The sequence below is a fragment of the Lacibacter sp. H407 genome (genome assembly GCF_037892605.1).
Lineage (GTDB): Bacteria > Bacteroidota > Bacteroidia > Chitinophagales > Chitinophagaceae > Lacibacter.
Map to the genome: position 1 here is coordinate 3,849,439 of NZ_JBBKTU010000001.1, position 24,618 is coordinate 3,874,056.

26 protein-coding genes are annotated in these 24,618 nt (G+C 41.3%); 12 read left to right on the plus strand and 14 right to left on the minus strand.

Translation table 11 applies throughout. From position 1 onward, the window contains the following. Positions 1 to 48: 48 nt before the first annotated feature. From WG989_RS16540 to WG989_RS16550, 3 genes are read left to right on the plus strand one after another with little or no spacing between them, the layout of a single operon-like run. A complete protein-coding gene (locus WG989_RS16540; RefSeq protein WP_340431093.1) occupies positions 49 to 1,677 on the plus strand; it encodes a hypothetical protein in 1,629 nt (542 codons plus the stop codon). A gap of 1 nt (position 1,678) precedes the next feature. Then, complete coding sequence (locus WG989_RS16545; RefSeq protein ID WP_340431095.1) at positions 1,679 to 2,317, plus strand: hypothetical protein; 639 nt, start codon at positions 1,679 to 1,681, stop codon at positions 2,315 to 2,317. 30 nt (positions 2,318 to 2,347) lie between these two features. After that, positions 2,348 to 3,244, plus strand: a complete 897-nt coding sequence (locus WG989_RS16550; RefSeq protein ID WP_340431097.1) for a class I SAM-dependent methyltransferase — start codon at positions 2,348 to 2,350, stop codon at positions 3,242 to 3,244. Positions 3,245 to 3,311: 67 nt separating this feature from the next. Here the strand turns inward: WG989_RS16550 and WG989_RS16555 are convergent, their stop codons facing one another. After that, complete coding sequence (locus tag WG989_RS16555) at positions 3,312 to 4,601, minus strand: hemolysin family protein (protein WP_340431099.1); 1,290 nt, start codon at positions 4,599 to 4,601, stop codon at positions 3,312 to 3,314. Between the two features lie 66 nt (positions 4,602 to 4,667). After that, positions 4,668 to 5,240 (minus strand): phosphatase PAP2 family protein, encoded by a 573-nt coding sequence (locus tag WG989_RS16560; protein WP_340431100.1) that lies wholly within the window; start codon positions 5,238 to 5,240, stop codon positions 4,668 to 4,670. Positions 5,241 to 5,312: 72 nt separating this feature from the next. Here WG989_RS16560 and WG989_RS16565 point away from each other — a divergent pair, with 72 nt between their 5' ends. Beyond that, positions 5,313 to 7,307, plus strand: a complete 1,995-nt coding sequence (locus WG989_RS16565) for an LTA synthase family protein (RefSeq protein ID WP_340431102.1) — start codon at positions 5,313 to 5,315, stop codon at positions 7,305 to 7,307. A 2-nt stretch (positions 7,308 to 7,309) separates the two neighbouring features. Here WG989_RS16565 and WG989_RS16570 read toward each other — a convergent pair whose 3' ends face one another. Together WG989_RS16570 and WG989_RS16575 are read right to left on the minus strand one after the other, a co-directional pair. After that, a complete protein-coding gene (locus WG989_RS16570; protein WP_340431103.1) occupies positions 7,310 to 8,071 on the minus strand; it encodes a class I SAM-dependent methyltransferase in 762 nt (253 codons plus the stop codon). 26 nt (positions 8,072 to 8,097) lie between these two features. Then, a complete protein-coding gene (locus WG989_RS16575) occupies positions 8,098 to 8,793 on the minus strand; it encodes a rhodanese-like domain-containing protein (protein WP_340431104.1) in 696 nt (231 codons plus the stop codon). A 109-nt stretch (positions 8,794 to 8,902) separates the two neighbouring features. Between WG989_RS16575 and WG989_RS16580 the strand changes: the two genes are divergently transcribed. Continuing rightward, positions 8,903 to 9,385 (plus strand): GtrA family protein, encoded by a 483-nt coding sequence (locus WG989_RS16580; protein ID WP_340431105.1) that lies wholly within the window; start codon positions 8,903 to 8,905, stop codon positions 9,383 to 9,385. Positions 9,386 to 9,643: 258 nt separating this feature from the next. Here WG989_RS16580 and WG989_RS16585 read toward each other — a convergent pair whose 3' ends face one another. Beyond that, the gene (locus WG989_RS16585; protein ID WP_340431106.1) at positions 9,644 to 10,114 is read right to left on the minus strand and encodes a DUF456 domain-containing protein; all 471 of its coding nucleotides are present in this window, start codon (positions 10,112 to 10,114) and stop codon (positions 9,644 to 9,646) included. Between the two features lie 165 nt (positions 10,115 to 10,279). Between WG989_RS16585 and fbp the strand changes: the two genes are divergently transcribed. From fbp to WG989_RS16620, 7 genes are all read left to right on the plus strand, one after another. After that, positions 10,280 to 11,290: a class 1 fructose-bisphosphatase gene (gene fbp / locus WG989_RS16590; protein ID WP_340431108.1), complete on the plus strand. Its 1,011-nt coding sequence runs from the start codon at positions 10,280 to 10,282 to the stop codon at positions 11,288 to 11,290. After that, entirely contained in the window at positions 11,287 to 11,523 is a 237-nt protein-coding gene (locus WG989_RS16595; RefSeq protein WP_340431110.1) for a hypothetical protein, read from the plus strand. Before fbp ends, WG989_RS16595 begins: the two co-directional genes overlap by 4 nt. Further along, positions 11,484 to 11,750: a GNAT family N-acetyltransferase gene (locus tag WG989_RS16600; protein ID WP_340431112.1), complete on the plus strand. Its 267-nt coding sequence runs from the start codon at positions 11,484 to 11,486 to the stop codon at positions 11,748 to 11,750. The genes WG989_RS16595 and WG989_RS16600 overlap by 40 nt, the downstream gene beginning before the upstream one ends. 26 nt (positions 11,751 to 11,776) lie before the next feature. Then, a complete protein-coding gene (locus WG989_RS16605; RefSeq protein ID WP_340431114.1) occupies positions 11,777 to 12,538 on the plus strand; it encodes an ABC transporter ATP-binding protein in 762 nt (253 codons plus the stop codon). A 20-nt stretch (positions 12,539 to 12,558) separates the two neighbouring features. After that, positions 12,559 to 13,317, plus strand: coding sequence for a BamJ family beta-barrel-assembly machinery protein (bamJ, locus tag WG989_RS16610; protein ID WP_340431117.1), 759 nt, complete (start codon positions 12,559 to 12,561; stop codon positions 13,315 to 13,317). Between the two features lie 79 nt (positions 13,318 to 13,396). Beyond that, on the plus strand, positions 13,397 to 13,918 hold the full coding sequence (locus WG989_RS16615) for a YfiT family bacillithiol transferase (protein WP_340431119.1): 522 nt from the start codon (positions 13,397 to 13,399) through the stop codon (positions 13,916 to 13,918). An 84-nt stretch (positions 13,919 to 14,002) separates the two neighbouring features. Continuing rightward, positions 14,003 to 14,551: an NUDIX hydrolase gene (locus tag WG989_RS16620; RefSeq protein ID WP_340431120.1), complete on the plus strand. Its 549-nt coding sequence runs from the start codon at positions 14,003 to 14,005 to the stop codon at positions 14,549 to 14,551. A gap of 92 nt (positions 14,552 to 14,643) precedes the next feature. Here WG989_RS16620 and WG989_RS16625 read toward each other — a convergent pair whose 3' ends face one another. The 9 genes from WG989_RS16625 to WG989_RS16665 all read right to left on the minus strand — a co-directional run bounded on the left by WG989_RS16625 (position 14,644) and on the right by WG989_RS16665 (position 24,616). Then, the gene (locus WG989_RS16625; protein ID WP_340431122.1) at positions 14,644 to 15,948 is read right to left on the minus strand and encodes a bifunctional folylpolyglutamate synthase/dihydrofolate synthase; all 1,305 of its coding nucleotides are present in this window, start codon (positions 15,946 to 15,948) and stop codon (positions 14,644 to 14,646) included. 37 nt (positions 15,949 to 15,985) lie between these two features. Beyond that, positions 15,986 to 17,326 carry a sensor histidine kinase gene (locus tag WG989_RS16630; protein WP_340431124.1) on the minus strand — a complete coding sequence of 447 codons (1,341 nt, stop codon included), beginning with the start codon at positions 17,324 to 17,326 and terminating at the stop codon, positions 15,986 to 15,988. Positions 17,327 to 17,584: 258 nt separating this feature from the next. Continuing rightward, a complete protein-coding gene (locus WG989_RS16635; RefSeq protein ID WP_340431126.1) occupies positions 17,585 to 18,448 on the minus strand; it encodes a hypothetical protein in 864 nt (287 codons plus the stop codon). Positions 18,449 to 18,555: 107 nt separating this feature from the next. After that, positions 18,556 to 19,269, minus strand: coding sequence for an SDR family NAD(P)-dependent oxidoreductase (locus WG989_RS16640; protein ID WP_340431128.1), 714 nt, complete (start codon positions 19,267 to 19,269; stop codon positions 18,556 to 18,558). An 8-nt stretch (positions 19,270 to 19,277) separates the two neighbouring features. Continuing rightward, positions 19,278 to 20,189 (minus strand): DMT family transporter, encoded by a 912-nt coding sequence (locus WG989_RS16645; protein ID WP_340431130.1) that lies wholly within the window; start codon positions 20,187 to 20,189, stop codon positions 19,278 to 19,280. A 77-nt stretch (positions 20,190 to 20,266) separates the two neighbouring features. Further along, complete coding sequence (locus WG989_RS16650; RefSeq protein ID WP_340431132.1) at positions 20,267 to 21,448, minus strand: MFS transporter; 1,182 nt, start codon at positions 21,446 to 21,448, stop codon at positions 20,267 to 20,269. Positions 21,449 to 21,634: 186 nt separating this feature from the next. Next, the gene (locus WG989_RS16655) at positions 21,635 to 22,936 is read right to left on the minus strand and encodes a radical SAM family protein (protein ID WP_340431134.1); all 1,302 of its coding nucleotides are present in this window, start codon (positions 22,934 to 22,936) and stop codon (positions 21,635 to 21,637) included. A gap of 59 nt (positions 22,937 to 22,995) precedes the next feature. Next, positions 22,996 to 23,592, minus strand: a complete 597-nt coding sequence (locus tag WG989_RS16660; protein ID WP_340431136.1) for a hypothetical protein — start codon at positions 23,590 to 23,592, stop codon at positions 22,996 to 22,998. Positions 23,593 to 23,710: 118 nt separating this feature from the next. Next, a complete protein-coding gene (locus WG989_RS16665; protein ID WP_340431138.1) occupies positions 23,711 to 24,616 on the minus strand; it encodes a DUF5777 family beta-barrel protein in 906 nt (301 codons plus the stop codon). Positions 24,617 to 24,618 lie beyond the last annotated feature (2 nt).

Genomic DNA, 24,618 nt, shown 5'->3' on the forward strand with positions numbered 1-24,618 from the left:
AATGGGAAGTAGGAAAAAGCAGAAGAATCAACAATGAACTACATGAACATGAACAAACGATTTATATTTTCATTGGCATTGTGTTTAGCAACCGGCGCAACGATTGCGCAGGATACAACCAGGAAACAATCGGTTGAAATTATTTCAGCATTTAAACCGGTGTTGAAAAATGCGGTGAAGCTGAATTTCAATGCAACACCGCCCGCACCTGAAACAGGTGCACCCAACCTGGCTTATAATATTCCGGTGCAGAATTTATTTTTCAACCTGCAACCGGTTGGATTAAAACCATTGCCTTTACAAATTGATTCAGCAGGACAAGCACACAACAGCAATTACATAAAGGTTGGCTATGGCAACTATAATACACCGTTAGTAGATGCAGGGTTTACATTAGGAGATGGCAAGAAAACCAACTTCACCTTGTTTGCCAATCATCTTTCCCAAAAAGGAAAGCTGCGTGTACAACGTTTCAGCAATACTGCTTTTTCAGCCAACATCAATACATTACTGAATCAAGTGGAAGTATACGGCAAGGCAGGTTATCAGAACCAGAACTTCTTTTTGTATGGACCGGATCCTGCATTTGTAAGCAGTAAAGATGATTCATTAAAAAAGCCATTTCAAACCATCAATATCCGTGCAGGTGTTCGCAATGCGTTTGTCAACCGTTTTGGAATCAGCTACAATCCTGACATTAATATTAATGTGTTTAGCGATACACGATCAACCGAAACAAACGGCATATTAGACCTTCCCGTGGATGTACGGTTTGGTACAAGCTTTGGAATGTTGATTCGTGGTAATGCTGATCTTACAACTTATACACCTACAGGCGGCACTACCTACAGCAACAATGTGTACTTTTTAAATGCTGCTGCAGTATTGAAAACCTCCCGGCTTTTCATAAAAGGGGGCATCCGACCCACCTGGGACCAAGGAAAATTAAATGTTTTACCCGATGTGTTGGTGGATGTGCATTTGCAGGAAAAGAAGATCATCCTCACCGGCGGATGGACAGGACATGTTCGTAAGAATACGTATCAATTCCTTGCTTCACAAAATCCATGGATCAATCAACCTTTATCGCAATACAACACCCGTATCACCGAATTTTATGGAGGCTTCAAAGGAACCGTTGCCAACTCATTTAATTACCGTGTGCTGGGTGGTTTTATTGAATACTTACACCTTCCTTTATTCAGCAATCATATTCAGCCAGGTTTGTTTGAAGTAGTGCGTGAAGGAAAATTGCAAGCATTGCATTTTCAATCGGAAGTTGGGTTTGTGCTGCAGGATCAGTTCAATGCAAGTGCCAAGATCGATATCTTCAATTTTGTGAGGCAACAGGATGAAGCAAGACCCTGGCATATTACTCCGATCGAATTAACGGCCGCACTTCGTTGGCAGCCCACTAAAAAGATCATGGTAAAAACGGATCTGTTTGGCTGGCAAGGTGCTGCCTACCGGAAAGATATTGCCGGCAACAGTGCACGTTTACCGGCTGTATTTGACCTGAATGCAGGCATGGAATTCAAGGTGCACCCGCTTATCAGCGTATGGGGACAGTTCAATAACATCTTCAACAATACCTACCAACGTTGGAATAATTACCAGGTAGTTGGATTTAACTTACTTGCTGGAATAAGGCTTACTTTTGACCAAAAGCAGAATTAGGATGGTTGATCTGATTGTACGGTTTCTTTCCACTCACAAACGGGTTTCATTAAAAGGCATCGGAAGTTTTTCGGTTGAGCATTTGCCGGCACGGTTGGATTTTCCCAACAGATTACTGCATGCACCTGAAACAATTCTCCATTACGCCGCTGAAGCTGAAGAGGATGCAGCCTTTGACCAATGGTTAGTGCAGGAGTTACGGCAATCAACAGACGAAATAAAAACACTGCGGCAAAACTTTACAGAAGAGTTTAAACGTATATTGAATAGCAAAAATGAAGTTGAGTTTACCGGACTTGGCCGTTTCGAGAAAGACGGAAATCAACTGATCCATTTTACATCAGCATTTGAAACAATCGTAGGAATGCCTGTTGTTGCAGAAAAAATTATTCGTAAAAACACGTCGCATTCAATACGTGTAGGGGAAGAGGAGAAAACAAACGTTGAGATGGAGGAATTACTGTTGCGTAAATACAGGAAACCCCTCAATCTTTGGTGGCTCATTGCAATTGCATTGTTCGTATCGGCTTTAGTTGCTATTTTGTTGTTCGCAACGAATCATTCACAGCAGTGGGGCAAGCAGGGAAACGAGCAAAAAATGACGCCGAACGAAGCACCCGCACTGTATAAAATGCAATAATCCATGACCCAAACACGAACTGCGCCATTTATGAGCCTACAAGTGAAGTACACTTATTGTCCGGTTTGCAAAAACAATGATTTCGAACCTGTTTTAACAGCATCTGATAATACAGTTACAAAAGAGTCGTTTACAATTGCCGAGTGTGGCATGTGTGGTTTACGGTTTACGTTAAATGCACCTGCTGAAGCAGCCATTCACAAATATTATCAATCCTCCGCTTATATTTCCCATAGCAATACAAAACGAGGCATCATCAATCTCTTGTACCACGGAGCCCGTTTTTTTACCATGATGTCGAAAGAACGATTGGTAAAGAAAGAGTCCAAGCGCCAGGTAGGTATGCTGCTTGATATTGGAAGCGGTACAGGCACCTTTGCTCACACCATGGAAAGGGCAGGCTGGAGTGTTACAGGACTGGAGCCCGACCCTGAAGCAAGGGCCCTGGCGGTAAAAAAATACAACTGCGATATTTATCCATCGGAAGATCTGTTTCGTTTGCCTCCTGAAACATATAGTGTGATCACCATGTGGCACGTATTGGAACATGTGCATCAACTGGATGATTATGTTCAACGAATCAAAGAATTACTGGCATCGAATGGCAAACTCATTGTTGCCGTTCCAAATTATACCAGCAAAGATGCGGCTGTATATGGAGCAGATTGGGCTTCGTATGATGTTCCCCGACATTTGTATCATTTTTCTCCAAAGTCGATGCGGGTATTAATGAAGCGCCACGGATTGCGTGTGGTCAAAACAAGACGCATGTGGCTTGATAGTTTTTATATTTCATTATTGAGTGAAAAGAACAGGGGTGGTTTTTTCCTGAGAGGCCTTTGGAACGGATTTGCTTCCAACCTCAATGCACTTCTCCGGAAAGAAAAATGCAGCTCATTGATCTATGTAATTGATAAAGAAGGTTAAAAGATCAATCTAAAATTACCTTGTTCTAAATAGCAGACTACTTGATCAATAAGGTTGATTATCAGTACTATTCGTCATCTCCAACACCGTCTGGTACATGTAGCAACACTTTGTCGATACGGTGCCCGTCCATATCAATGATCTCGAATGTAAATCCTTTCCAATCGAACTTTTCACCGGCATGGGGAATGCGTTCCAGTTCATGAAGAATAAAGCCGGCCAATGTATCAAACTCACGTTCCCCTTCATTCATCCATTCTGTTTTTTCAAAGCGTGAAAGGAAGTCGTAAAAAGGAATCTGTGCGTCTATGAGATAACTACCGTCATCCCTTTTTACAATTTCGTAGTCATCATTGTGAGGTTCAGGAATATCTCCAACAATTGCTTCCAATATATCGTTGAGCGTGATCATTCCTTGTACGCTGCCGTATTCATCAACAATAAAAGCACTATGGATTTTGCCTTGCTTGAATCGTTCAAGTATTTGATAAGCTGAATTGTTTTCCGGAACAAACAAGGCAGGTTTCATCAGATCTTTAAAAAGTGTAAAATCATCCGATACATACATATCCTTGATCGATACAAAGCCTTTAATATCATCCAGATCGCCATCGCAAACAGGATAGATGGAGTGTGTTTCTTTGATGATCTTTTCTTTGATCGACGATTCTGTATCATTCAGATCAAACCACACAATATCATTTCGGTGTGTCATGAGGGAAGTAATATTCCTGTCGCCCAAATGAAATACCCGTTCAATGATCTCTTGCTCGGCTTCTTCAATGGTTCCCTGTTCGGTTCCTTCGTTAATGATGGCCTTGATCTCTTCTTCCGTTACCTGGTTATCAGAAACCGTTTTTACATTAAACAAACGGAAAATAAGATTTGTGCTTCGGTTGAGAAACCAAACAAGCGGGTGCACAGCTTTGGCGAAAACCTTCATGGGTTTTGCAACCGCCATGGCGATTTTCTCCGCATTCATCAAACCGATACGCTTGGGGATCAATTCGCCCAAAACGATCGACAGAATGGTAACGATCACTACAATGATACCGGTTGCAATACTTTCTGCATACAGATTCAATAGAGGGATCTTTTCAATCACCGGCGTCAGGTCTTTCCCGAACTTTTCACCGGAATACACACCCGTTAAAATGGCAATCAGCGTAATTCCGATCTGTGCGGCCGACAGGAACACCTCCGGATTTTCAGAAAGCTCCAGGGCTGTACGGGCACTGCTGCTACCTTTTGCAGCAAACATTTCCAGGCGTGAACGGCGGGCAGAAACAAGTGTAATCTCAGCGATCACAAACAAACTATTCAGAAAAATAAGAACGAATAATATAAAAATCTCCATTGTAGTATATGCGGCAAATGTACAAAGCTTTTGTCAATCAGCTTTTTTGAGCAGTTTTCACAACAATCAGTTAACCTGTAAACCATCAAATTGACGATTAAAAATGCGGGAAGTTTGTTGGCCAATCAGCAAGCCTAACAAGCATCCTCCAACTACATCAAAAGGGAAATGAGCGCCAACATATAATTGGGCATAACTAACAAGGAATGCCCAGAAAAATGCTAACCATATCCAGTTTCGGAAAAACTGGCGCATTGTTCCAAACAAAAACATAGCAATTCCAAAGTGATTTGCGGCGTGAGAAGAAACAAAACCATAACTATAGCTGCAGGGAATCAACATGCGCACACTTTGTGATGTGATGGCATCCGCACAGGGGCGAGGACGTTCAAAAAAAGCTTTGAACACCTGTGTGCTGATCATATCTGTTAACGCAAAAGTTGCCAGGAAAAAAAGGATCCACCACAAGGCTTTTGTCCGGAAATTCGTGATCACAAATACCAACAGGAACAGATAAACAGGAACCCAGAAATATTGGTTACGCACAAACGGCATTACCGCATCAAAAAAATCATTGCTCCATTTATTATTGATGTAGTAGAAGAGGGAACGGTCGAATTGTATGACTGGCTTCAGCATGTTATTATCAAATATAGTGAACCGTTTATGGAATAAAACCTGCAACAAAAGAATTCTTTTTACTTTTGCCGTTTGCTTAAGGAAACTATGGGTCATCGCTTTCAGTTACCGCCAACCTCACGTTGGGTACTACGTTTGTTTGTGTTTTTCATGCTGCTGTTCAGCATGATGCGTGTATTGACTTTTTTTTCTTTCAGGCCTGATGATGTTTCCATTGCCGATGCAATTCCTTCGTTTCTGATGGGTATCCGTTTTGATCTGCGTTGGGTTTGTATTTTATTGGCACCGCTTTTACTGGCAGGGAGCTTCCACCGTTTCTCACCCTTTCAATCGGCTAAAACAAAACGCTTCTGGATCGTTTATCTGGTGGTGATGAGCAGCTTTTTGTTATTCTTCTTTGGTGCCGATTTTGGTCATTTCGATTATGTTGAAACAAGACTGAATGCAAGTGCCCTCAATTTTATTGAGGACTTTGCGATTTCCATGAGTATGCTCTGGCAATCGTATCCATTGTTCTGGATATTTATTTTATTATCGTTGATCGTTTATCTGCTGTATCGTTTTTTTCAACGCAGCCATTCAAAGGTTCATACAGTTCAACATCCGTTTAAGCCCATGCGCACGTTCTGGATGATGTTGTTACTTCTGATCGGTGTGGCGGGCAGTAACCCGGCAAAACCGTTAACCTGGAAAGATGCGTTTCGGTTGGGCGATAATTTCAAAGCTTACCTGGCGCTTAACCCGCTGGAAAATTTCTTTACAACGCTTCGTTTCCGAAAACCGTTTGCTGATGATGGCAGTGCGAAAATTCAGTTTGAAACAATGAAACAATTGTTACAACTGCCGCAGGAATCAACCATGCTGAATTTTCAACGCAGAGAAACATTTACGCAACCGGCAAAACCGATGAATGTAGTGTTGGTGATCTGCGAATCGCTCAGTATGTATAAAACAGGATTGAGTGGAAATCCACTGAATACGACGCCTTACCTGCAACAACTGGCCAATGAAGGATTGTTGTTTGAACGATGTTTCTCTCCACACTTTGGAACAGCAAGAGGTGTATTTGCCATGTTGAGCGGAGTGCCGGATGTACAATTAAGTAAATTTTCAACAAGAAATACAGAAGCCCTTGATCAGCATACAATTCTTAACTCCTTCACCAATCATGAAAAATTTTATTTTATAGGAGGGAATAGTGAGTTTAATAATTTTAAAGGCTTGCTGGTGGATAATGTGAACGGACTTCATTTGTATGAAGAGGGAATGTACAAAAGTCCAAAATTCAATGTATGGGGTATCAGCGATAAAAATCTCTTCAACGAAGCCAATGAAGTTTTATCGCAACAGACAACTCCGTTTTTCAGCATTATACAAACAGCCGATAATCATCGTCCGTTTGTACTACCTGCCGAAGATACTGCTGCCGTTGCTGCACCACAGGTAAATCCATTGCTGCTTAAGAAATATGGATTTGATTCGCAGAAAGAAATGGAAGCGTTGCTGTACACCGATTACAGCATACAGCAGTTTATGGAACAAGCGAAGCGACAGCCATGGTTCAATAATACATTGTTTGTTTTTATTGGCGACCACGGTGTAAAAGGAAATGCAACAGCCTTATATCCTGATGCATGGACAAATGAACGATTGACAGATGAACATGTGCCATTGTTGTTTTATGCCCCGGGTTTTATTAAACCAGAAAAACGAAAAGAAGTGGTAAGCCAGGTGGATGTATTGCCAACAATTGCCGGGTTATTGAATCAGCCTTATACAAATAGCACTATTGGCCGTGATCTGTTACGAAAAACTGCCGGAAAAGATTTTGCATTTATTATTCACCACGATGAAGCCAAGATCGGAATGTTGAACAATGAGTTTTACTACATTCTCAATATGAATCTGCAAAAAGACACCTTGGTGCCTTTGCATTTTAATGCGTCCACACTGCCGAAAGAAAAATATGAAGCCACGAAAAAGCAAATGGCCATTGAAACTATTGCGTTGTATGAATCATCCCGGTGGATGTTGCTGAATAATAAAAAAGGGAATGTGAAGCCGTAGTGTTACTTCATCTTCTTCGCAACAATGATCAGCCGTGGCGAATTGGTTACATGGTAAGGCTCAAAATGATAATCCCCATATACTTCCTGCACCTGCAGATCGTAAAACGAAAACATATCATTAAAATCACCCAATGAAAACTTGGCAACTTTCTCTGTGAATTCAAGCGGTTCTTCCAGATTTGCCTCATCTTCAATAACGATCTTTTTATAAAAATGTGTTTCGTCTAACCAACGTGTAATGTAATAGGTAACATCATCTTTCTGAAACTCACTCTTGTATTGCAAATGGTTTTCGATATAATGTGCATTTAAGTAATCAATTACAAAAGTGCCGCCCTGTTTAATGGCTTGTGCAATGGTGCGAATAGCATTATCGTGCTCCCGACGGGTGCGGAAGAAACCAAAGCTTGTAAAGAAGTTGAACGCCACATCATAATAATTCATGCGAAATGGCAATCGCATATCATGCACAAAAAACTCCAGCTTTTCTGTTTCATGTTTTTTGGCTTCAGCAATACTGTCATCGCTGATATCGATCCCTGTTACCATGTATCCTTTTGATGCAAGATGAATGCTATGCCTTCCACGGCCACACGCCACATCAAGCATTGCTGCATTGTTTGGTGGATTGAGTTTTACTAAGAGCCGGTCAATAAATGCAGCAGCTTCCTGCTCATCCCGTTGAAAATACAACTGATGATAATAGGGTGAATTGAACCAGTTACGATACCATGTTTTCTGATTGGCAGAAAGTGCTTCCATTGTGTATTGCTTCTCTCTTAAAGTTACTATTTCTTACTTGTCCAAATATTGTTTAGTTCTTCAGGTGTAAGAACACCTTTGTGGCGCCAGACTTCCTGTCCGTTTTTCAAAAGAATAAAGGTTGGCAACCCTTCAGCATTTAGTTGTTTCATGAGATCAGTATGAATGCCTCCGTCTATTTTAAAGAATGAAATTTCTTTGTGCTGTGCCAGAAATTCATTTACTATTGGTTCCATCTTACGGCAAGGCGGGCACCATTCAGCACCAAAGTCAACCAACACATATTCTTTGCCTGCAATCTGTTGCTGATAGTCGCTTATCGTCATCTGTTTTACATCAGCCATTCCTTCAACCGGCTTACCGTTGCGTTTCCAGCTGCTGAAACCGCCATTCAGTTCCACTACTTGTTGAAAGCCATTGGCTCTCAACCATTCAGCTGCTGCGCTGCTGCGTGGACCGCTGAGGCAATAGATGTAAACTGGTTTTTGTTTATCCAGTGCAGAGGTTCTGTCAGCAAATTCATTCTGATCGTTCCAGTTAGCCTGCAATGCAGATTTGATATGGCCATTCCTGTATTCACCAGCCGTACGCACATCCAGAAGTTGAATATTGGCTTGTTGAATTCCTTTTTCAAATTGATCGGCCGAAACTTCTTTATTCGTTTGAGCCCCACCGTTACAACTACTTAGCAGGAAGAGTACAGATATTATTACCAATCGCATATCCATTTTTTTGCAAAGCTACATCCAAAAGGGGTTCCATTGCAGACGAAATCAAATCCAATACAATCAAACCTGAACTTTATTTCAAATGTTTACCTTTGCTGCCTTTATGATTAACAGTCTTGTTGCATTTATTCATGGGGTGATCGATTGGTTTTATCCGCCATTCAAAAAGTTAATGCCGATGCAAACCTTTCGGTATGCGGCTTGTGGGGGAGGAAATACAGTGCTGGATATTCTGTTGTTTTACATCAGCTATAATTTTATTCTCAACAAAGAAATGGTGCACACACCGTTCATGACGGTAAGCCCCCATATTGCAGCATTCCTCATGTCGTTTATCATAACGTTTCCGGTTGGTTTTTTCCTGAGCCGTTATGTGGTGTTTGAAGGAAGTGCTGTTCGCAAGCGGGAGCAATTGCCAAAATATATGATCGTTGTGGCTGGCGCCATTTTGCTGAACTATTTTTTCCTGAAAATATTTGTTGAAACCTTTCACATGTATGCCACACTGGCGAAGATCTGTACCACGGTGTTTGTAGTGGCATTCAGTTATTTTTCGCAGAAGTATTTTACGTTTAAAGTCAGTTGACGGTTGCCGGGAAGATTGGAAGAAGGAAAGTTGTTCCCTTCCGTGAGCTTCGCTCGCAACTTTCGTTCCTAAGTTGCCCCCAGTAGGAGAAGCCATCTAAACACAGCCCTTGCTTATTTACAGATTCTAAATTAAAGCCTGCATTCTACTCTGTGTTGAAGCATCCCATTACGTTGATGTGGAAGATATGATGTTTGTCTATTTACTAATGCACCGACTTCTCTCTTTCGGATAGAGGGAAGGGATGAGAGGCTGCGTTTATATACTTGTTAAAATATAATACAACATAAAAAAGCAGATTACTAGTTTTAAAAAACTGCCTGCCAAAAAACCAACAAACGATCCCAGCGCAGCTTTGAATGCAATGTTTGAATTTTGCTGAGCGATCATTTCTCCAATAAAAGCACCCACAAACGGACCAACGATGATACCCCATGGTCCCATCCAGAATGCTGCGAGGAAACCAAGGGTACATCCCCAAACGCCATACTTGGTACCGCCAAATTTCTTAGTGCCCCAAATGGGAATTACATAATCAAGAATGAGAGAAACCAAAACAATGGCGGCCCATAATATGAGAAAGTTGGTTGTAAACGGCTTGTCGTCCCGCAGTTGTTGCAGTAGTAAACCAATATAAGCAACGGGCGGGCCGGGAATAAGCGGCAGAATGCTTCCGGCAATTGCAATAATTGCAAGAACAACTCCAATGATGATCCATGTCCATTCCATGAATTAAAGATAGCAAAACCTGAATGATGCGTTTTGACAGATGCTATGAAAACTGAACTGTGAAACGAGCGTGGCAACAGGCGACGCCATTTGCACAAGAGCCGGTCCAATCATCTGCCTTAAACCCTTACTTTTGCTAACAACGTAATTGCTTAAAACAACCTTATGAGTATAGACAGAAGAATTCTTACACTGGATGAGTTTACCATCCAACAGCTACGCAATTTCCCACAAGCAACGGGTGAGTTGAGTAGTCTGTTGCGTGATCTTGGTCTTGCTGCCAAACGTGTGAATGTTGAAGTGAACAAAGCAGGACTGGTGGATATTTTAGGCGATGCCGGAAGTATTAATGTGCAGGGCGAAGATGTGAAGAAGCTGGATATTTATGCCAACACACAATTTATGAAAGTGCTGCAACACGGTATCAGTTGTGCTGGCATTGGCAGTGAAGAGATGGACGATATTGTGGTGTTTGATGATGAGATCAGTAACAATGCAAAGTATGTGGTGATGTTCGATCCGTTGGATGGCAGTGGTAATATTGATGTGAACATTTCCATAGGTACAATTTTTAGTGTGTACAGAAGAGTTAGTGAAAGAGGCAAGCCATGTACGATGGCTGATTTTTTGCAGAAGGGCCGCAACCAGGTAGCCGCAGGTTATATGGTATACGGCAGCAGCACAATGATGGTGTACGCAACACGAAGAGGAGTGAATGGTTTTACATTGGATCCATCGATTGGTGAATTTTGTTTGAGTCATCCTGATATTCAATGTCCGCCGGAAGGAAATATTTACTCGGTGAATCATGGTAATTTTTTTCGTTACGAAAAAGGAGTGCAGGAATACATCAATGTTTGTCAGAAAAAAGATAAAACCACAGGCGGTCCATATACCCAGCGATATATTGGAAGCATGGTGGCCGATGTGCACCGCAGTTTGATCAAAGGCGGAATCTTTATGTATCCCGGCACCGTTGATCGTCCAAATGGCAAATTGCGTTTGGCGTATGAGTGCAACCCGTTTGCGTTTATTATGGAGATGGCAGGAGGCAGGGCAACTGATGGGAAAATTCCGATCCTTGATGTGCAGCCAACAGAGCTTCATCAACGTGTACCGATGTTTATTGGAAGCAAGAATATGATGAGCGAACTGGAAAGCTTTTACAAAGGATGATTGAAATAATTGCCTATCATGATGCATTGTATGAACCATTCAGAAAGCTTAATCTTGAATGGCTCAACAAATACAATTTGCTGGAAGAGGCAGATATGGTGGTGCTGGATGATCCGCAGGGAATGATTTTAGATACAGGTGGCGCAATTTATTTAGCAAAAGCAGATGATGAAATTGTAGGAACTGCAGCGCTGTGCATGAAGGAAACAACGTGTATGAGCTGGCCAAAATGAGTGTAACCGAACAATGGCAGGGCAAAGGCATCAGTAAACTATTAATTGAAGCCTGTTTGCAAAAAGCAAAAGAAATCGGAGCAGTGAAGATCGAATTATTTTCGAACCATCAATTGAAAAGTGCATTGAAGTTGTATGAAAAATATGGCTTTTCGTATGTTGAACTGAAAGATTCGCCATTTGCAACAGCTGATATAAAAATGGAACTTATTTTAAACCACGCTTAACAAAATTTCTCTTACTTAAGAATAAGATGCAGCAGAAAATTATAGAGGTTAAGAATTTAGTGAAGAACTACGGCAGTTTCAAAGCTGTAAAAGGTATCAGCTTTGATGTGTATGAAGGTGAAATATTTGGTTTGCTGGGTCCAAACGGCGCAGGTAAATCAACCACGCTGGAGATCATCGAAACACTACGTGAAAAAACCAGTGGTGAAATACTGGTTGATGGATTGAACCTCGACACACAAGCAAATGAAATTAAAAAGATCATTGGTGTACAGTTGCAATCATCGGGTTATTATCCCGGGCTCACATTGATCGAACTGATTCAATTGTTCAGCGGATTATATAACCGAAAAGTTGATGGTATGGCTTTGCTGAAAACAGTGAACCTGGAAGAAAAAGCCAAAGCAAAATACAAAGAGATGAGTGGCGGACAGAAACAACGTTTCTCTGTAGCTACCACACTTATCAACGAACCAAAAATTGTTTTCTTAGATGAACCTACTACCGGACTTGATCCGCAGGCAAGAAGAAATTTGTGGGAGCTGATCCGGACTATTCAATCAAGAGGAACAACTGTGATCATTACCACACATTACATGGACGAAGCTGAATATCTTTGCGACCGTGTTGCTATCATCGACAGTGGTAACATTGTAGCAATGGATTCACCATCAAAACTTATTGACTCGTTGCTTGGAACAGGTTTTGAACGGCCTAAGCAAATGAAGGCGGCAAATTTAGAAGATGTATTTATTTCATTAACCGGTCATGCCCTGCGTGACGAATAAATTTTTAATCAATTAATCACATGCGTATTCTTTCTCTTACAGTGTTATCATTATCTTTTGCTGTTGCAAGTGTTGCACAAAGCACAAAACCACCCGTTAAAAAAACCACCACTACCACAAAGCCGGCAGCAAAACCAGCCGCCAAGCCAGCCGCCCCAAAGCCACTACTTAAAAATGGCGTTGACAGTTTAAGCTATGCAATTGGAATGAATATCGGCGGCAATATGGCGGCTCAGGGAATTGAGAACTTAAATTATGTGGCATTAAACAAAGGCATCGCTGATGCGTTGAAAAAAAATACCACGCCATTAATGGATGAAAATACTGCAAACATGACCATACAACAAAAACTACAGGAATTCATGGCAAAAAAGAATTCCGCTATAAAAGAAGAAGGAAAAAAATTCTTAGCTGAAAACAAAAAACAACCCGGTGTAGTGGAACTGCCAAGTGGCATCCAGTACAAGATCATTACACAGGGAACAGGTGTTAAGCCAACACTAGAAGACACCATTAAAGTACATTACCAAGGTACAAGACTAGACGGTTTTGAATTTGACAATTCATACAAACGTGGAGAACCGATCGAGTTTCAATTGAATGGACTGATTGAAGGATGGAAGCAAACAGTGGTACTGATGCCCGCAGGCAGCAAATGGCAACTGTTTATACCAAGTGATTATGCTTATGGCGATCGTGGTGCCGGTGCAGATATACCAGGTGGTGCTACATTAATTTTTGAATTGGAACTGCTGGATGTAAAGCAGGTGAAGAAATAAAAAAAAAACATGGTTCATAGTTGATAGTTCATTGCAATGCTATTGACCGTCAACTATGAACTATTAACCATCAACTACTATGGACTTACGTTATCCCATTGGCAATTACGAACCAGCTCCTTACAGTGACGTATTGAAAGAAGAACGTTTGGCTGACATTAAATTCTTGCCTGGCTTACTAGAACAGTCAATTGAGAATTTAGATGAAGCACCGTTAAACACGCCTTATCGTGATGGAGGATGGACGGTGAAACAAGTTGTGCATCATGTAAGTGACAGTCACCTTAACGCATTGAGCCGGTTGAAGTTTACATTAACGGAAGACAATCCTACTGTAATGGGTTATGATGAAGGTAAGTGGGCAGAGACAGCTGAGTACACGTTGTTGCCCATCAATGTTTCCTTAACAATGATCCATGCGATCCATGCAAAACTATATGCACTTTTTTCCAGTTTGAAAGATGAAGATTGGAAGAGAACTTATATTCACTCGCAATCAAAAAAGCAATTTGACCTCTGGTATTTGCTGGGCATGTATGCATGGCATGGCAAACATCATGTGGCGCATATTACTTCGTTGCGTGAAAGGAAAGGATGGTGAGGAAAGTTCATGGTTCATAGCTGATGGTTCATGGCTTGAAGCATGTTTTACGATGAACAATGAACCATTAACAATGAACCGATCATGAACTGGAAAACGATCTCTTCAAAATATTTATTTCAACGTGATTGGCTTACGCTTCGGGAAGATGTGTGCGAACGCCCCGATGGTAAGATCATTGATCCCTACTATGTCTACGAATTTCCGGAATGGGTGGCAGCATTGGCGCTAACAAAAGATGGGAAGGTGATCATGGTGCGACAATACCGTCATGCTTTGGGTGACACACTTATGGAGTTACCCGGCGGTTGTGTAGATGCATCGGATGCTTCCTATGAAAAAGCAATTGCAAGAGAATTACTTGAAGAGACCGGATACCGTTTTGATAAAATTGAATATCTCTGTCAAACATCAGCCAATCCTTCTACAAATAATAATTTACTCAGGGCTTATCTTGCCACTGGAGGTGAAAAAGTAACAGAGCAGAAACTGGATGAAGGCGAGGATATAGAAGTACACCTGCTTAGCATCGAAGAATTGAAACAACTTATCCGTGAAAACAAATTGTTACAAAGTATGCACACTACGGCTTTGTTGTATGGGTTGGAAAAACTTGGTGAGCTGAAATACTAAGCACGAAGTAAGAAACAGGAAGTAAGAAGTATGCCCCGACTGACGCACTCATCTGCCAGAATTTATAAATGCCTATTTGCTTTTGATGATTGTTAATTGATTATTGCGTTCACATCCACTTCTCCTACAAGAAACACACTCCCGCAAACTAAAATCAAATCATCGTTTGTTGCACATTCCAGTGCTGAAGCAATGGCTGCGTTTACGTTTTCAAATGTTTCTCCGTTGAGATCAAATGCTAAAGCATTTGCATGCAAATCAGCTTCCGGTAATGCTCTCGGAATATGTGCTTTGGTAAAATAGTATTGTGCATTTTTTGGCAACAAGGCTAATACTTTCTCAATCTCCTTATCTTTTACCATGCCAATAACAATGTGCAGTTTGTTAAAGCTGCTCTCATTGAGTTGGGCAACGATCTGTTTTACTCCATCTTCATTATGGCCTACATCCATTACTACGGTTGGATGTTCATGAATTACTTCCCATCGTCCATGCAACCCATTGATCTTTTTACTGGAAGCCAACGCTGTTTGTATATCTTCTTCCGAAATTTTCCAACCTTGTACCTGCAGTTGACGAACGGAAGAAAGAACGGTGAGAATATTTTTTGTTTGATAACCACCAGGCAGATCAAGTGTATAATGAAAATCAGTTTTTGTTTTCCGATCTCTTACATCAACTACCAACTGATGATCAACTGTTTTTTTACCTGTTACACTGAATTCATTGTATGCAAAATACAGAGGGGCCCTCATCATACTTGCTTTTTCTTCAAACACAGGTTTTGTTTCCGGTAATGTTTCGCCTACTACAACAGGAATGGCTTGTTTAATGATCCCTGCTTTTTCAAACGCAATTTCTTCCAATGAATCCCCCAATAAATTCATATGATCCCAACCAATGTTGGTGATGATGGAAAGTTCAGGTGTAATAATGTTCGTACTGTCTAATCGTCCGCCAAGTCCTACTTCAATTACGGCAACATCAACTTTCTCTTGTTTGAAATATTCAAATGCCATTGCAACGGTGATCTCAAAAAAGGAAGGTTCAATTTCTTCGATCAACGGTTGAATGTCTTTCGTAAAATCGACCACAAACTCTTTGCTGATCATTTCACCATTCACTTTAATACGTTCACGAAAATCATGCAGGTGAGGAGAGGTGTACAGGCCTGTTTTGTAACCGGCTGTTTGCAAAATAGCTGCCAGCATATGACTTACCGAACCTTTGCCATTGGTACCGGCAACATGAATACTTTTAAACTGTTTGTACGGATCATTCAATGCTTCGCATAATGCGATGGTATTGTGCAGATCTTTTTTAATTGCAGCAGCACCAATTCGGCTGAACATGGGTAGCCGGGTAAAGAGATAATTGATCGTCTCCTCGTAAGTCATGCAGCAAAGATAGAAGTTGAATGCACTGGTTGATGCATCAGGCACGTGGTAAAGTAAATGCAAAAGTGCTGCCCTTTCCCAATTCGCTTTCTACATGGATGTTGCCACCGTTTTTCTTAAGAAATTCTTTACAGATCATCAAACCTAAACCGGTTCCGGCTTCATTTGATGTTCCTTTGGTGGTAAAATGTTCGTCGCCAAATAATTTATTGCGGCTCTCTTCACTCATTCCCGTGCCCGTGTCACTTACAAGTACCTCCACTGTTTCTTCATCCTGTTTTACATCCACAATTACTTCGCCTTCTTTTGGTGTGAATTTAATTGCATTGCTGATGAGGTTACGCAACACCACTTCGATCATTTCTTTATCAGCATATATATAAACGGGTTTCTCGGCTTTTGTTTTCAGATACACCTGCTTATTTTCTGCCTGCAGCCGAACAACCTGTTGCACATCCTGAATGAGTTTGTTCATATCGATCAACTGCGGTGAAACTGATTCACCCTTCATCTGACTCTTGGCCCATTGCAGCAAGTTCTCCATTAAATCGGTGGTGTAATGAAGATCTTTCACCACATCCGGGATCAATACTTTAATTTCTTCAGCAGGCAGATCATATTGCTCCACACTTTTAAACAGGTTTCGTAAACCATAGAGTGGCGTACGCAGATCATGAGAGATCACAGAAAATAATTTCGACTTCAGATTATTTAATTCAGCGAGTTCTTCTTTCTGTTTTTCGATTTCCTGTGTATATCGGTAAAGCTCTTCGTTGCTGTTCAATATCTCTGCCTGATAATCCTTGTTTTCTTTTTTGATCAGAAAAAGGCCAATGAAAATCAACGCAACCGACAGAACATGATTAAACACATAAAACGGGTAATTGATATCCTTCATCACAAATTCATAGTTCTGCTGAACAACAAATACAGCGAAATAGCAGATCAACGAAAAGCCGATTGCCTGCAAGATCAAACTGAGTTTTTGTAAAAAGAAAACAGCAAATACGGCATACAGAATAAAGAATAATTCAATGCCAACATCAATACTATCTATGTACACCAATGAAGTAATGGCAGGATACAAAATAAAATACCACAGCATCGCAAAATCGTAACGGCGGTAATAGTTTGCAACCAATACAACGAAACTGATAAAAGCAGGAGCTGCTGCAACGATCCATGCAATTACAGGTAAATAGCCTTTGTTGAGAATAGCCACTACCGGAATAATAATCCCTGTAAGTAAGCCAATAAAATTAAGTGTGTTGAAAATACCTAAGCGGCGTGCGGCGTAACCATCGAGTTCATCTGTATAACCAATTTTCTTGATGCGGCTGATTGCATCAGACAATAGCGATAACCTAATCATCTTCATGATCCTGCGTTTTTAAAGGGAATAGATAATAACTGATGGTGTTTTGATCAGTGTCAACGGATGGTAGGAGAAATTCGAAGGTTACGGGCATAAACATACGTAGGAAACATACGAGTCGGATGTACTTTTCTTTTTTTTGATTGAATGGTAAAATAAACGGATAAACTGAGTTTGTTTTGGTTCAATAGGACACGTCAAAAAAAACCGCATCATTTGCGTAAACAAATGATGCGGCTATAAATTAAAAAGTGAATCTAATTAATCGTTCACTTTAAAATTGAACTGAACCGTAACTGTCGACTCGGTCGTTGACTTATCAAATTGAATATTTCGTAAGTACTCTGTAATTGCTGTTGCATAAGCCTGATTTACGGACGTAGAACGTGGACCAATGCGTACAAAAGTTCCTTTTCCTTCAGGCGATACTTTAATGATAGCGTAAATGGTTGCTTTTTCAAGATCACCACCAAACGAATAGTATTTAATGATCTTACGATTGCCGCTTGTAACTATTGGTCCACCGGTTCCTGTTCCACCAGAGCCATTGTAATTATCACTGTTGGGGTTGCCACCGGCTTTTCCCTGATCACCTGTGCCACCGGCAACACCTTGGTTGCGGCTGTTGTTATAAGTATCAGAATTATTGCCACCTGTTCCAGTGCCACCACCATATACCGCTTTCGGTTTCGGAGGAGCCGGTTTCGGATTTACAACTGTTGTAGTTGCAGGCTTTGTGGTTGCCACCGGCGGATTATCTTTTGGAACCACTTTGGTCGGCTTGGTTACTTTCGCAGGTTTGTTTACTTCCGGTGCATCTTCATCATCCCGCTCACTCAGTTCTTTTTCCGTTTCATCAACAGCTGCTGCAATTTGTTGTTGCGGCGGTGTAGTAGTTGTTTCCGGAATGGATTCGGGAGCTGGCTCGTCGGGTATCAATGGTTGCACATCTCCAAAACCAATATCGCTATTGCCAAGATTTACTTCAATGCCTTCTTCCAATGGAGGAGGAGTAGGCACCGCCATTGCAATGGTAAGCACGAAAAACAAAAAAAGCAATACTGCATGTACCACAACGGTTACTGCTGCTGCTTTGTAATTTTTTTGTGTGTCGATTTGCTGCATGGATGAAGTTTGATACATCGAATTTAGCTCTTTTATAAGTAACGATGGAAAACCATGCCACATTGCATAACGGATGTGAAGCTTTTATGAAAACGTTAGCACTTGGCTTAGAGCTTTTTATAAATTGAATAGGGCAGCCATTTAAACAACCATGCAACAATCGCCCATCGTTTAGTGATCTGCACCCGTCGCTTTTTCTTTTCAATGGCCTCCACCATTTGTGTGGTTGCTTTCGCAAGTGGCGCCATCCAGAATAATTTATTTCCCTTGGCCATATCGGTAAGTACAAAACCGGGTTGTATATCTGTTATGAAGATCGGCAGTTTCATACGATAAGCTTTAATGCTCAATGCCTCCATATAGTTGCTCATGTACGCTTTGCTGGCTCCGTATGCAGGCGCCCAACTATTACCACGATAAGCTGAAATGGATGATATGGCGGCAATTTGTCCATATCCCTGCTTTACAAAATAGTTGAACGCATAATTGGTTGTTTCGGCAAAGCCATTAACGTTGATAAGTGTTGTTTTTTTATCCATCTCCCAATTCAATTCCTTACTTGCTTCACCATATCCGCTGTTGTAAATAAACAGATCCATGCCTTGCAGCTGATCAATTAACTTTTCGAAATGAAGAATGTTTTCGGAGCCGGCTACATCAAATGCTGCGGAGAAAACCTGTTGTGGATATTGATGTTGCAGTTCATCGAGTAAATGTTTTCGCCGGCCGGTAATGCCAACCATGTTACCTGCTTTGAGATAACGCAGCGCCAATTCTTTTCCGATGCCGGATGTTGCACCAATGATAATGACCTTCTTCATACAGTCAATTATTTTCGTTTCAACAGTACACTGTTGTCAATCGCCAATCCGGCAACAATCAACAGAAAACTGATGATGTGAATATAACTGATTTTTTCACCAAGAATAATGACCGCTTCAATGCTGCTGAAAATAGGAATGAGATTACCAAACAAAGCTGTTCGTCCGGCACCCAATTCTTTAATGGAACGATTCCAGAATAAAAATGCGATCACGGAAGTTCCTAAACCGAGATATAAAATAACAGAACCCGTTTGCCAGGTCCATTGTATCGGTTTTACATACGCAGCTTCAATAAAAAAAGCCGGAATTAACAACGCTGTGCCGATACAGAAGACAAAAAACAAAAAGCCAACTGCTGAAATGTCTTTCGGCTTTTTACGTGCCATAATATTGTAGATAGCAAAGCTTAACGCACCGAGTAGTACCCATCCGTCACCTTTTGTGAATTGCAGATGCAACAGGTTTTGAAAACTCCCTTTGCTCAACAGAAAAAAGATACCTGCAATGCACAAAACAATTCCGATGATGCGCCGCCATTGAATATGTTCTTTTAAAAAATAATGCGCCAGAATGATAGACATGATGGGAGACGAAGTGGTACCGATCAATGCGAGGTTAATGGCTGTTGAGCTATGTCCTGCTATATAAACAAACGTGTTAAAGAGACTGATGCCCGTTAACCCTGTCCAGAAAAAATAAGCTTTATTTTGCTGTACGATCTTCCACGATGGTTTAATATGTTTCCATGCTACCGGCAACAATAAGATGCAAGCTGTAAGCCAACGGAAAAAAGCCAGAGCAACCGGGGGAATATCATTGATCACCGCACGGGCTACGATAAAATTACCGCTCCAGATGATCGTGGCAGCCACGGCCAGGAGAATGCCGAGCACAATGTGGTTTTGGTTGGGCTTCATGTTTCAAATATAGATGCCTTGCGGAGTTTGCAATGGTGCGGGAAAACTTATTTCATATGAAATGTATCAACGGTTGATCAATTAAACGCCTTCACTTTCAGCAGCGGTCGCAATTTCCACAATCCAAAAAGCGGCCCCGGTGCAAGTATCAGCAATACATACGGCGATTGCATAAACTGCTCAAACAAACGGTTCAATACATAAATGCTTGCTACTGTAATGGCGAATCCAATACAGGTAATAATGGTTAGTGCAGAACCTTTATTTTCTGCAACGGCTGTTTGGGCTACAATGGAAGAAAACTGCGGCGAATCGGCCACAACAGCAAATCCCCAAATCAACAAAAAGAAAAGAAACAATGCGGGAGGAAATACAAAACTAAAAATGGATAATAGGCAACAGCAAAATGAAATGAGCAAACCTGCATACGCTACTTTCGCACTTCCATGTTTGATTGTGATATAACCACCGGCCACACAACCAACAGCACCTGCTGCAATAATAATGAACGACCATAACGGCACATTCAGCAATGCCCCGTTTTGCTGAATGTATAGATTTAAAATAATTGGTACAAAGGCCCAGAAGGCATACAGCTCCCACATGTGACCAAAATATCCAAACGATGCGGCTCTGAAATTGGGAAAGCGAAAACTGTTTTTAAATGCATCGAACGAATAACTGTTTCCCTTTTTAAAAAACGGTCCTCGTGGTACAAACAAAAAAATAATGAGTCCACCGGTTGCTGCAACAGTAGAAGTTACCATCAACACATGCTTCCAGTTATAATTCCAATCGGTTTGTTTTAATAAATGCGGAAAGGCTGTACCCAATACCAACGCACCTACAAGATAACCCAACGCTTTGCCTAATCCTTTTTCATACCACTCTGCAGCGATCTTCATGCCAACGGGATAAATCCCTGCCAGAAAAAATCCAACAAAAAATCTTGATACCACTAACAGAAAAAAATCCTGTTGCGGTAACAGGATCAGCAGATTGGCGGCAGCAGCCAACAACGAGGACATAAAAAATACCACGGAAGGTTTGAACCGATCAGCGATAGCAGTGACGGCATACAAAAAAGTACCGGTGATAAACCCGATCAATACCGATGAGGTAACAACGGCTAACCCATCTTTTTCAAGTTGAAATGCCTTACTGATCTCTGTAAGAATGGCGTTACCGCTAAACCATAATGAGGTGCCTGCAAATTGCGACAGAACGATTAATGGCAGAATATGGTTGGGGCGTTGCATGAAATAGAAGCCAACTTACTGAATCTATTCCAAATATTGCATGAAGCTTTCAAGCTATCGCAAATTTCATTATGCTAAATGATGTGTTGATTAGTTTCACGAAGTACACAAAGATTGTCACTGTGAGCACAAAGAAAACGTTGCGGACTTTGTGCATCCTTTGTGTTCTTTGTGTAACTACCTCAATTACCAATGCGCAAAATCAACTTCATAATTACCTTTGATCCGTTCAATCGGTGGATTGAAATAACCAAACTTCAGATCAGGAAATTCTTCACGCAGCAGATCCATCAATTGACGAACGCCCATGATCTCACCTGTTTCGGTAACGCCAATCTTTCCAAGATACCAATCAGGATCAATATTAAAATTTCGCCACTGGATCATTTTCAATCCGGTTTCTTTAATGAGTTTTCGTAATGCTTCGTATTCTTCCACACTATCCGTCATACCCGGGAATACAAAGTAGTTGATGCTTGTCCAGCCACCATAACTCGTCATTACTTTTAAACTCTCCACAATATCTTCAAACGTATAATTATTGGGGCGATAGTACGCCTCATAAATATGCTTCCGTGCACTGTTGGTACTTACACGAATACTGTTCAATCCTGCTTCACACAATGCTTTCACTGCTTTTGGATCAGAACCATTTGTATTTACATTGATACTACCTTTTTGTGTGTGCTTCCGCATTTCAATGATCGATTCACGCATGGTTTCCCACATCAGCAATGGTTCACCCTCACATCCTTGGCCAAAAGATACGATCGGATAGGGAGCTGTTTCCAGATGTGGCACTGTAAACTCTACTACTTCTTCAGCAGTTGGTTTAAAGGTTAAGCGATCTTGCGGACTTTGAATGGTTTCTTCCTGCGGTTGAAATGAAATACATCCAATGCAATTGGCATTGCAGGCAGGAGAAATCGGAATCGGGCATTCCCATCGGCTCATGGCAAAGTTGCGTGCAGCAGGGCAGTTGTACGTATTGCAACAGTTTTCCATCAGGTGTTTCACCAATCGGTTATTGGGATAAGCTTTTACCAAACGCTGTGCACCGGTTTCAATCGTATCATCATCATAACCTTCGCATTCCTGACGGATATCCTGTTCAATGCGTAAAGCCGTTACATAAAACTTATCATCGTGCCAACCGGCAGCAGTATAACAAAACAGGGGCAATGTTTCCGCATCGGGTTCACTTTCAAAAGCGGCAAAGTATAAACTCGTATGTGCAGGAGGAACAAATGCAGCAACGGCCCATCCTTTTTCACACAACCGCATATCGCCTGTTTCCACATCAATACCGATGGCCTTGCGGCTGGGTAATTCGTACAAGTTGCCACCATCGGGCAAAACGATCCAGTCTTCTTCCGGCACGGGAAAAGCGTCCCAGCCTTCACGACCTACGGCGTAGAGCGATGTGTCTTCAAAAATATTTCCGTTTCCGTCGGAATAGAGTAAATAAGGAGAATGTTGTAAGGCCATTGCCAGTAGTTAATTGTTAGTGGCGAGCAGAAGGAACAACACTCGCCATTCACCACTTACTACTCGCTTATTAAATAATGTTGGCAAAATTCGTGAATTTGTTCCAGTTCGTCGAAAGCAATTGCTTTTTGGAATTCAAACCGGTGAATTTTGTTCTGATGGGTGTGAATTGTAATGCTGTGGGGATGCGCATCAAGTTGCCGGATCTGTTCCCAGGCCAGTTCTTTATCCCGGGGAAAATTGGAGATGGTAACACCCAAATGGTGAACCGATACTTTTTCCTGGCTGATCATTTTTTTCTCACAATGAAACACATAATAATACATTCCGGTTGCCAGCGCCAACAGGGTAGCCGTTGCCAACGACTGGTCCAAAAGCGCCAGTATTGACAATCCGCCAAAAACGATTACCTCCACCAGGCGGAACGATGCATTCATTCGGGATGATTCGTCCGCAAAACCACGGATAAATGCCAGGGCGATCACGTCTAACCCAATCACGATCTCGCAAAAGGCAGTAGTTCGGTTATTCATTCTGAATTCGTAGGCAGCTGCAGCAATGAAAACCAGCCCGGCAAAAAAATGCAAGAGCGGACTGATCTTTTTGAGATTACTGAAAGCGGGGTGCACAATTGAGACTGAAAGTGGTGACGCCATAGCAGTAGGTTTAAGATGGAGATGCCGTTCATAAAAAAATCCACACAAAAGGTGCAGATTTTTTCTGAAAAAATCAAAACGACTTATTAAAGCAGGCTTTAAAACATTTATTTTGATGTTAACCCGTAATTTTTGTTTTCTTTTTAAGTTGAAATACTCTGGATAAGTTAAACCCAAACCTGATTTCGCCTTTGTCCCAACGGGTTGTTGTTTCATTAATAAAGGCCCGTTCATTCATACCGGTGGCATTGGAAAAATGAAGTTGAAACACATGTCCGCCGGTTTCAATATCAACACCTACCGACAATGGATTATAGTTTACAGCTTGTTCAATTCCGTTAAAGAGATAGAAGTAGTCACAGGTAATAGCAATCCGTTTTGTAAGTTTTAAACGTGTGCCGGCGCCGAGGGCAAACACATCGTTTGGTTGTGTATGCAGTGCAACAAGATTTGTATGAACCATTGTAGGCGTTAATTGCAGCGTAAAACGTTCAGAGAATTTTCTTCCAAGTATCAGTTGATAATAATAGGCGAGGCGGGAAGAAGAATAATTGTTGATTGTTGGGTCGGCCCATGGAGAGGTATTCATGGTTATGCCTGCTGCAATGGCAATTGTCATTGGAAAACTTCTATTTCCTGTTGATTGCATAACAGGTGCATATTTGAAATAACCATCAAGTTCTTTTTTGAATGTACTCCTTCCCACACCGATCATAAGATTTCGATATAAGCCAAAATCAAATCCCATACGCATACTGGCCTGGTCTAAACCAAAGAAATTTTTATAACCCTGATCAAGCTGACCGAATCGATGCAGTATGCGGAAGTCCATGGTTCCGGGAGAAAGAAATTCCATCGAGTGGCCATTGATAACCCTTGTTGATTTGAATGCAGATTTGATGAATGTCTTAGTTATGCTTCCTGAATCAACAAGACTTAAAAGATCTTCGGTTTCCTGTGCATTTGTTTTGAAAGAAAAAAGCAGGATCAGTAATGCGGCTGCGAAATGTATTTTCCTTTTCATGC

Excerpts from the sequence above, each read along its gene's own strand:
- WG989_RS16540 (WP_340431093.1), top strand. The coding sequence starts at position 49 with ATGAACAAACGATTTATATTTTCATTGGCATTGTGTTTAGCAACCGGC.
- WG989_RS16545 (WP_340431095.1), top strand. The coding sequence starts at position 1,679 with ATGGTTGATCTGATTGTACGGTTTCTTTCCACTCACAAACGGGTTTCA.
- WG989_RS16550 (WP_340431097.1), top strand. The coding sequence starts at position 2,348 with ATGAGCCTACAAGTGAAGTACACTTATTGTCCGGTTTGCAAAAACAAT.
- WG989_RS16555 (WP_340431099.1), bottom strand. The coding sequence starts at position 4,601 with ATGGAGATTTTTATATTATTCGTTCTTATTTTTCTGAATAGTTTGTTT.
- WG989_RS16560 (WP_340431100.1), bottom strand. The coding sequence starts at position 5,240 with ATGCTGAAGCCAGTCATACAATTCGACCGTTCCCTCTTCTACTACATC.
- WG989_RS16570 (WP_340431103.1), bottom strand. The coding sequence starts at position 8,071 with ATGGAAGCACTTTCTGCCAATCAGAAAACATGGTATCGTAACTGGTTC.
- WG989_RS16575 (WP_340431104.1), bottom strand. The coding sequence starts at position 8,793 with ATGCGATTGGTAATAATATCTGTACTCTTCCTGCTAAGTAGTTGTAAC.
- WG989_RS16580 (WP_340431105.1), top strand. The coding sequence starts at position 8,903 with ATGATTAACAGTCTTGTTGCATTTATTCATGGGGTGATCGATTGGTTT.
- WG989_RS16585 (WP_340431106.1), bottom strand. The coding sequence starts at position 10,114 with ATGGAATGGACATGGATCATCATTGGAGTTGTTCTTGCAATTATTGCA.
- fbp (WP_340431108.1), top strand. The coding sequence starts at position 10,280 with ATGAGTATAGACAGAAGAATTCTTACACTGGATGAGTTTACCATCCAA.
- WG989_RS16595 (WP_340431110.1), top strand. The coding sequence starts at position 11,287 with ATGATTGAAATAATTGCCTATCATGATGCATTGTATGAACCATTCAGA.
- WG989_RS16605 (WP_340431114.1), top strand. The coding sequence starts at position 11,777 with ATGCAGCAGAAAATTATAGAGGTTAAGAATTTAGTGAAGAACTACGGC.
- bamJ (WP_340431117.1), top strand. The coding sequence starts at position 12,559 with ATGCGTATTCTTTCTCTTACAGTGTTATCATTATCTTTTGCTGTTGCA.
- WG989_RS16615 (WP_340431119.1), top strand. The coding sequence starts at position 13,397 with ATGGACTTACGTTATCCCATTGGCAATTACGAACCAGCTCCTTACAGT.
- WG989_RS16620 (WP_340431120.1), top strand. The coding sequence starts at position 14,003 with ATGAACTGGAAAACGATCTCTTCAAAATATTTATTTCAACGTGATTGG.
- WG989_RS16625 (WP_340431122.1), bottom strand. The coding sequence starts at position 15,948 with ATGACTTACGAGGAGACGATCAATTATCTCTTTACCCGGCTACCCATG.
- WG989_RS16630 (WP_340431124.1), bottom strand. The coding sequence starts at position 17,326 with ATGAAGATGATTAGGTTATCGCTATTGTCTGATGCAATCAGCCGCATC.
- WG989_RS16635 (WP_340431126.1), bottom strand. The coding sequence starts at position 18,448 with ATGCAGCAAATCGACACACAAAAAAATTACAAAGCAGCAGCAGTAACC.
- WG989_RS16640 (WP_340431128.1), bottom strand. The coding sequence starts at position 19,269 with ATGAAGAAGGTCATTATCATTGGTGCAACATCCGGCATCGGAAAAGAA.
- WG989_RS16645 (WP_340431130.1), bottom strand. The coding sequence starts at position 20,189 with ATGAAGCCCAACCAAAACCACATTGTGCTCGGCATTCTCCTGGCCGTG.
- WG989_RS16650 (WP_340431132.1), bottom strand. The coding sequence starts at position 21,448 with ATGCAACGCCCCAACCATATTCTGCCATTAATCGTTCTGTCGCAATTT.
- WG989_RS16655 (WP_340431134.1), bottom strand. The coding sequence starts at position 22,936 with ATGGCCTTACAACATTCTCCTTATTTACTCTATTCCGACGGAAACGGA.
- WG989_RS16660 (WP_340431136.1), bottom strand. The coding sequence starts at position 23,592 with ATGGCGTCACCACTTTCAGTCTCAATTGTGCACCCCGCTTTCAGTAAT.
- WG989_RS16665 (WP_340431138.1), bottom strand. The coding sequence starts at position 24,616 with ATGAAAAGGAAAATACATTTCGCAGCCGCATTACTGATCCTGCTTTTT.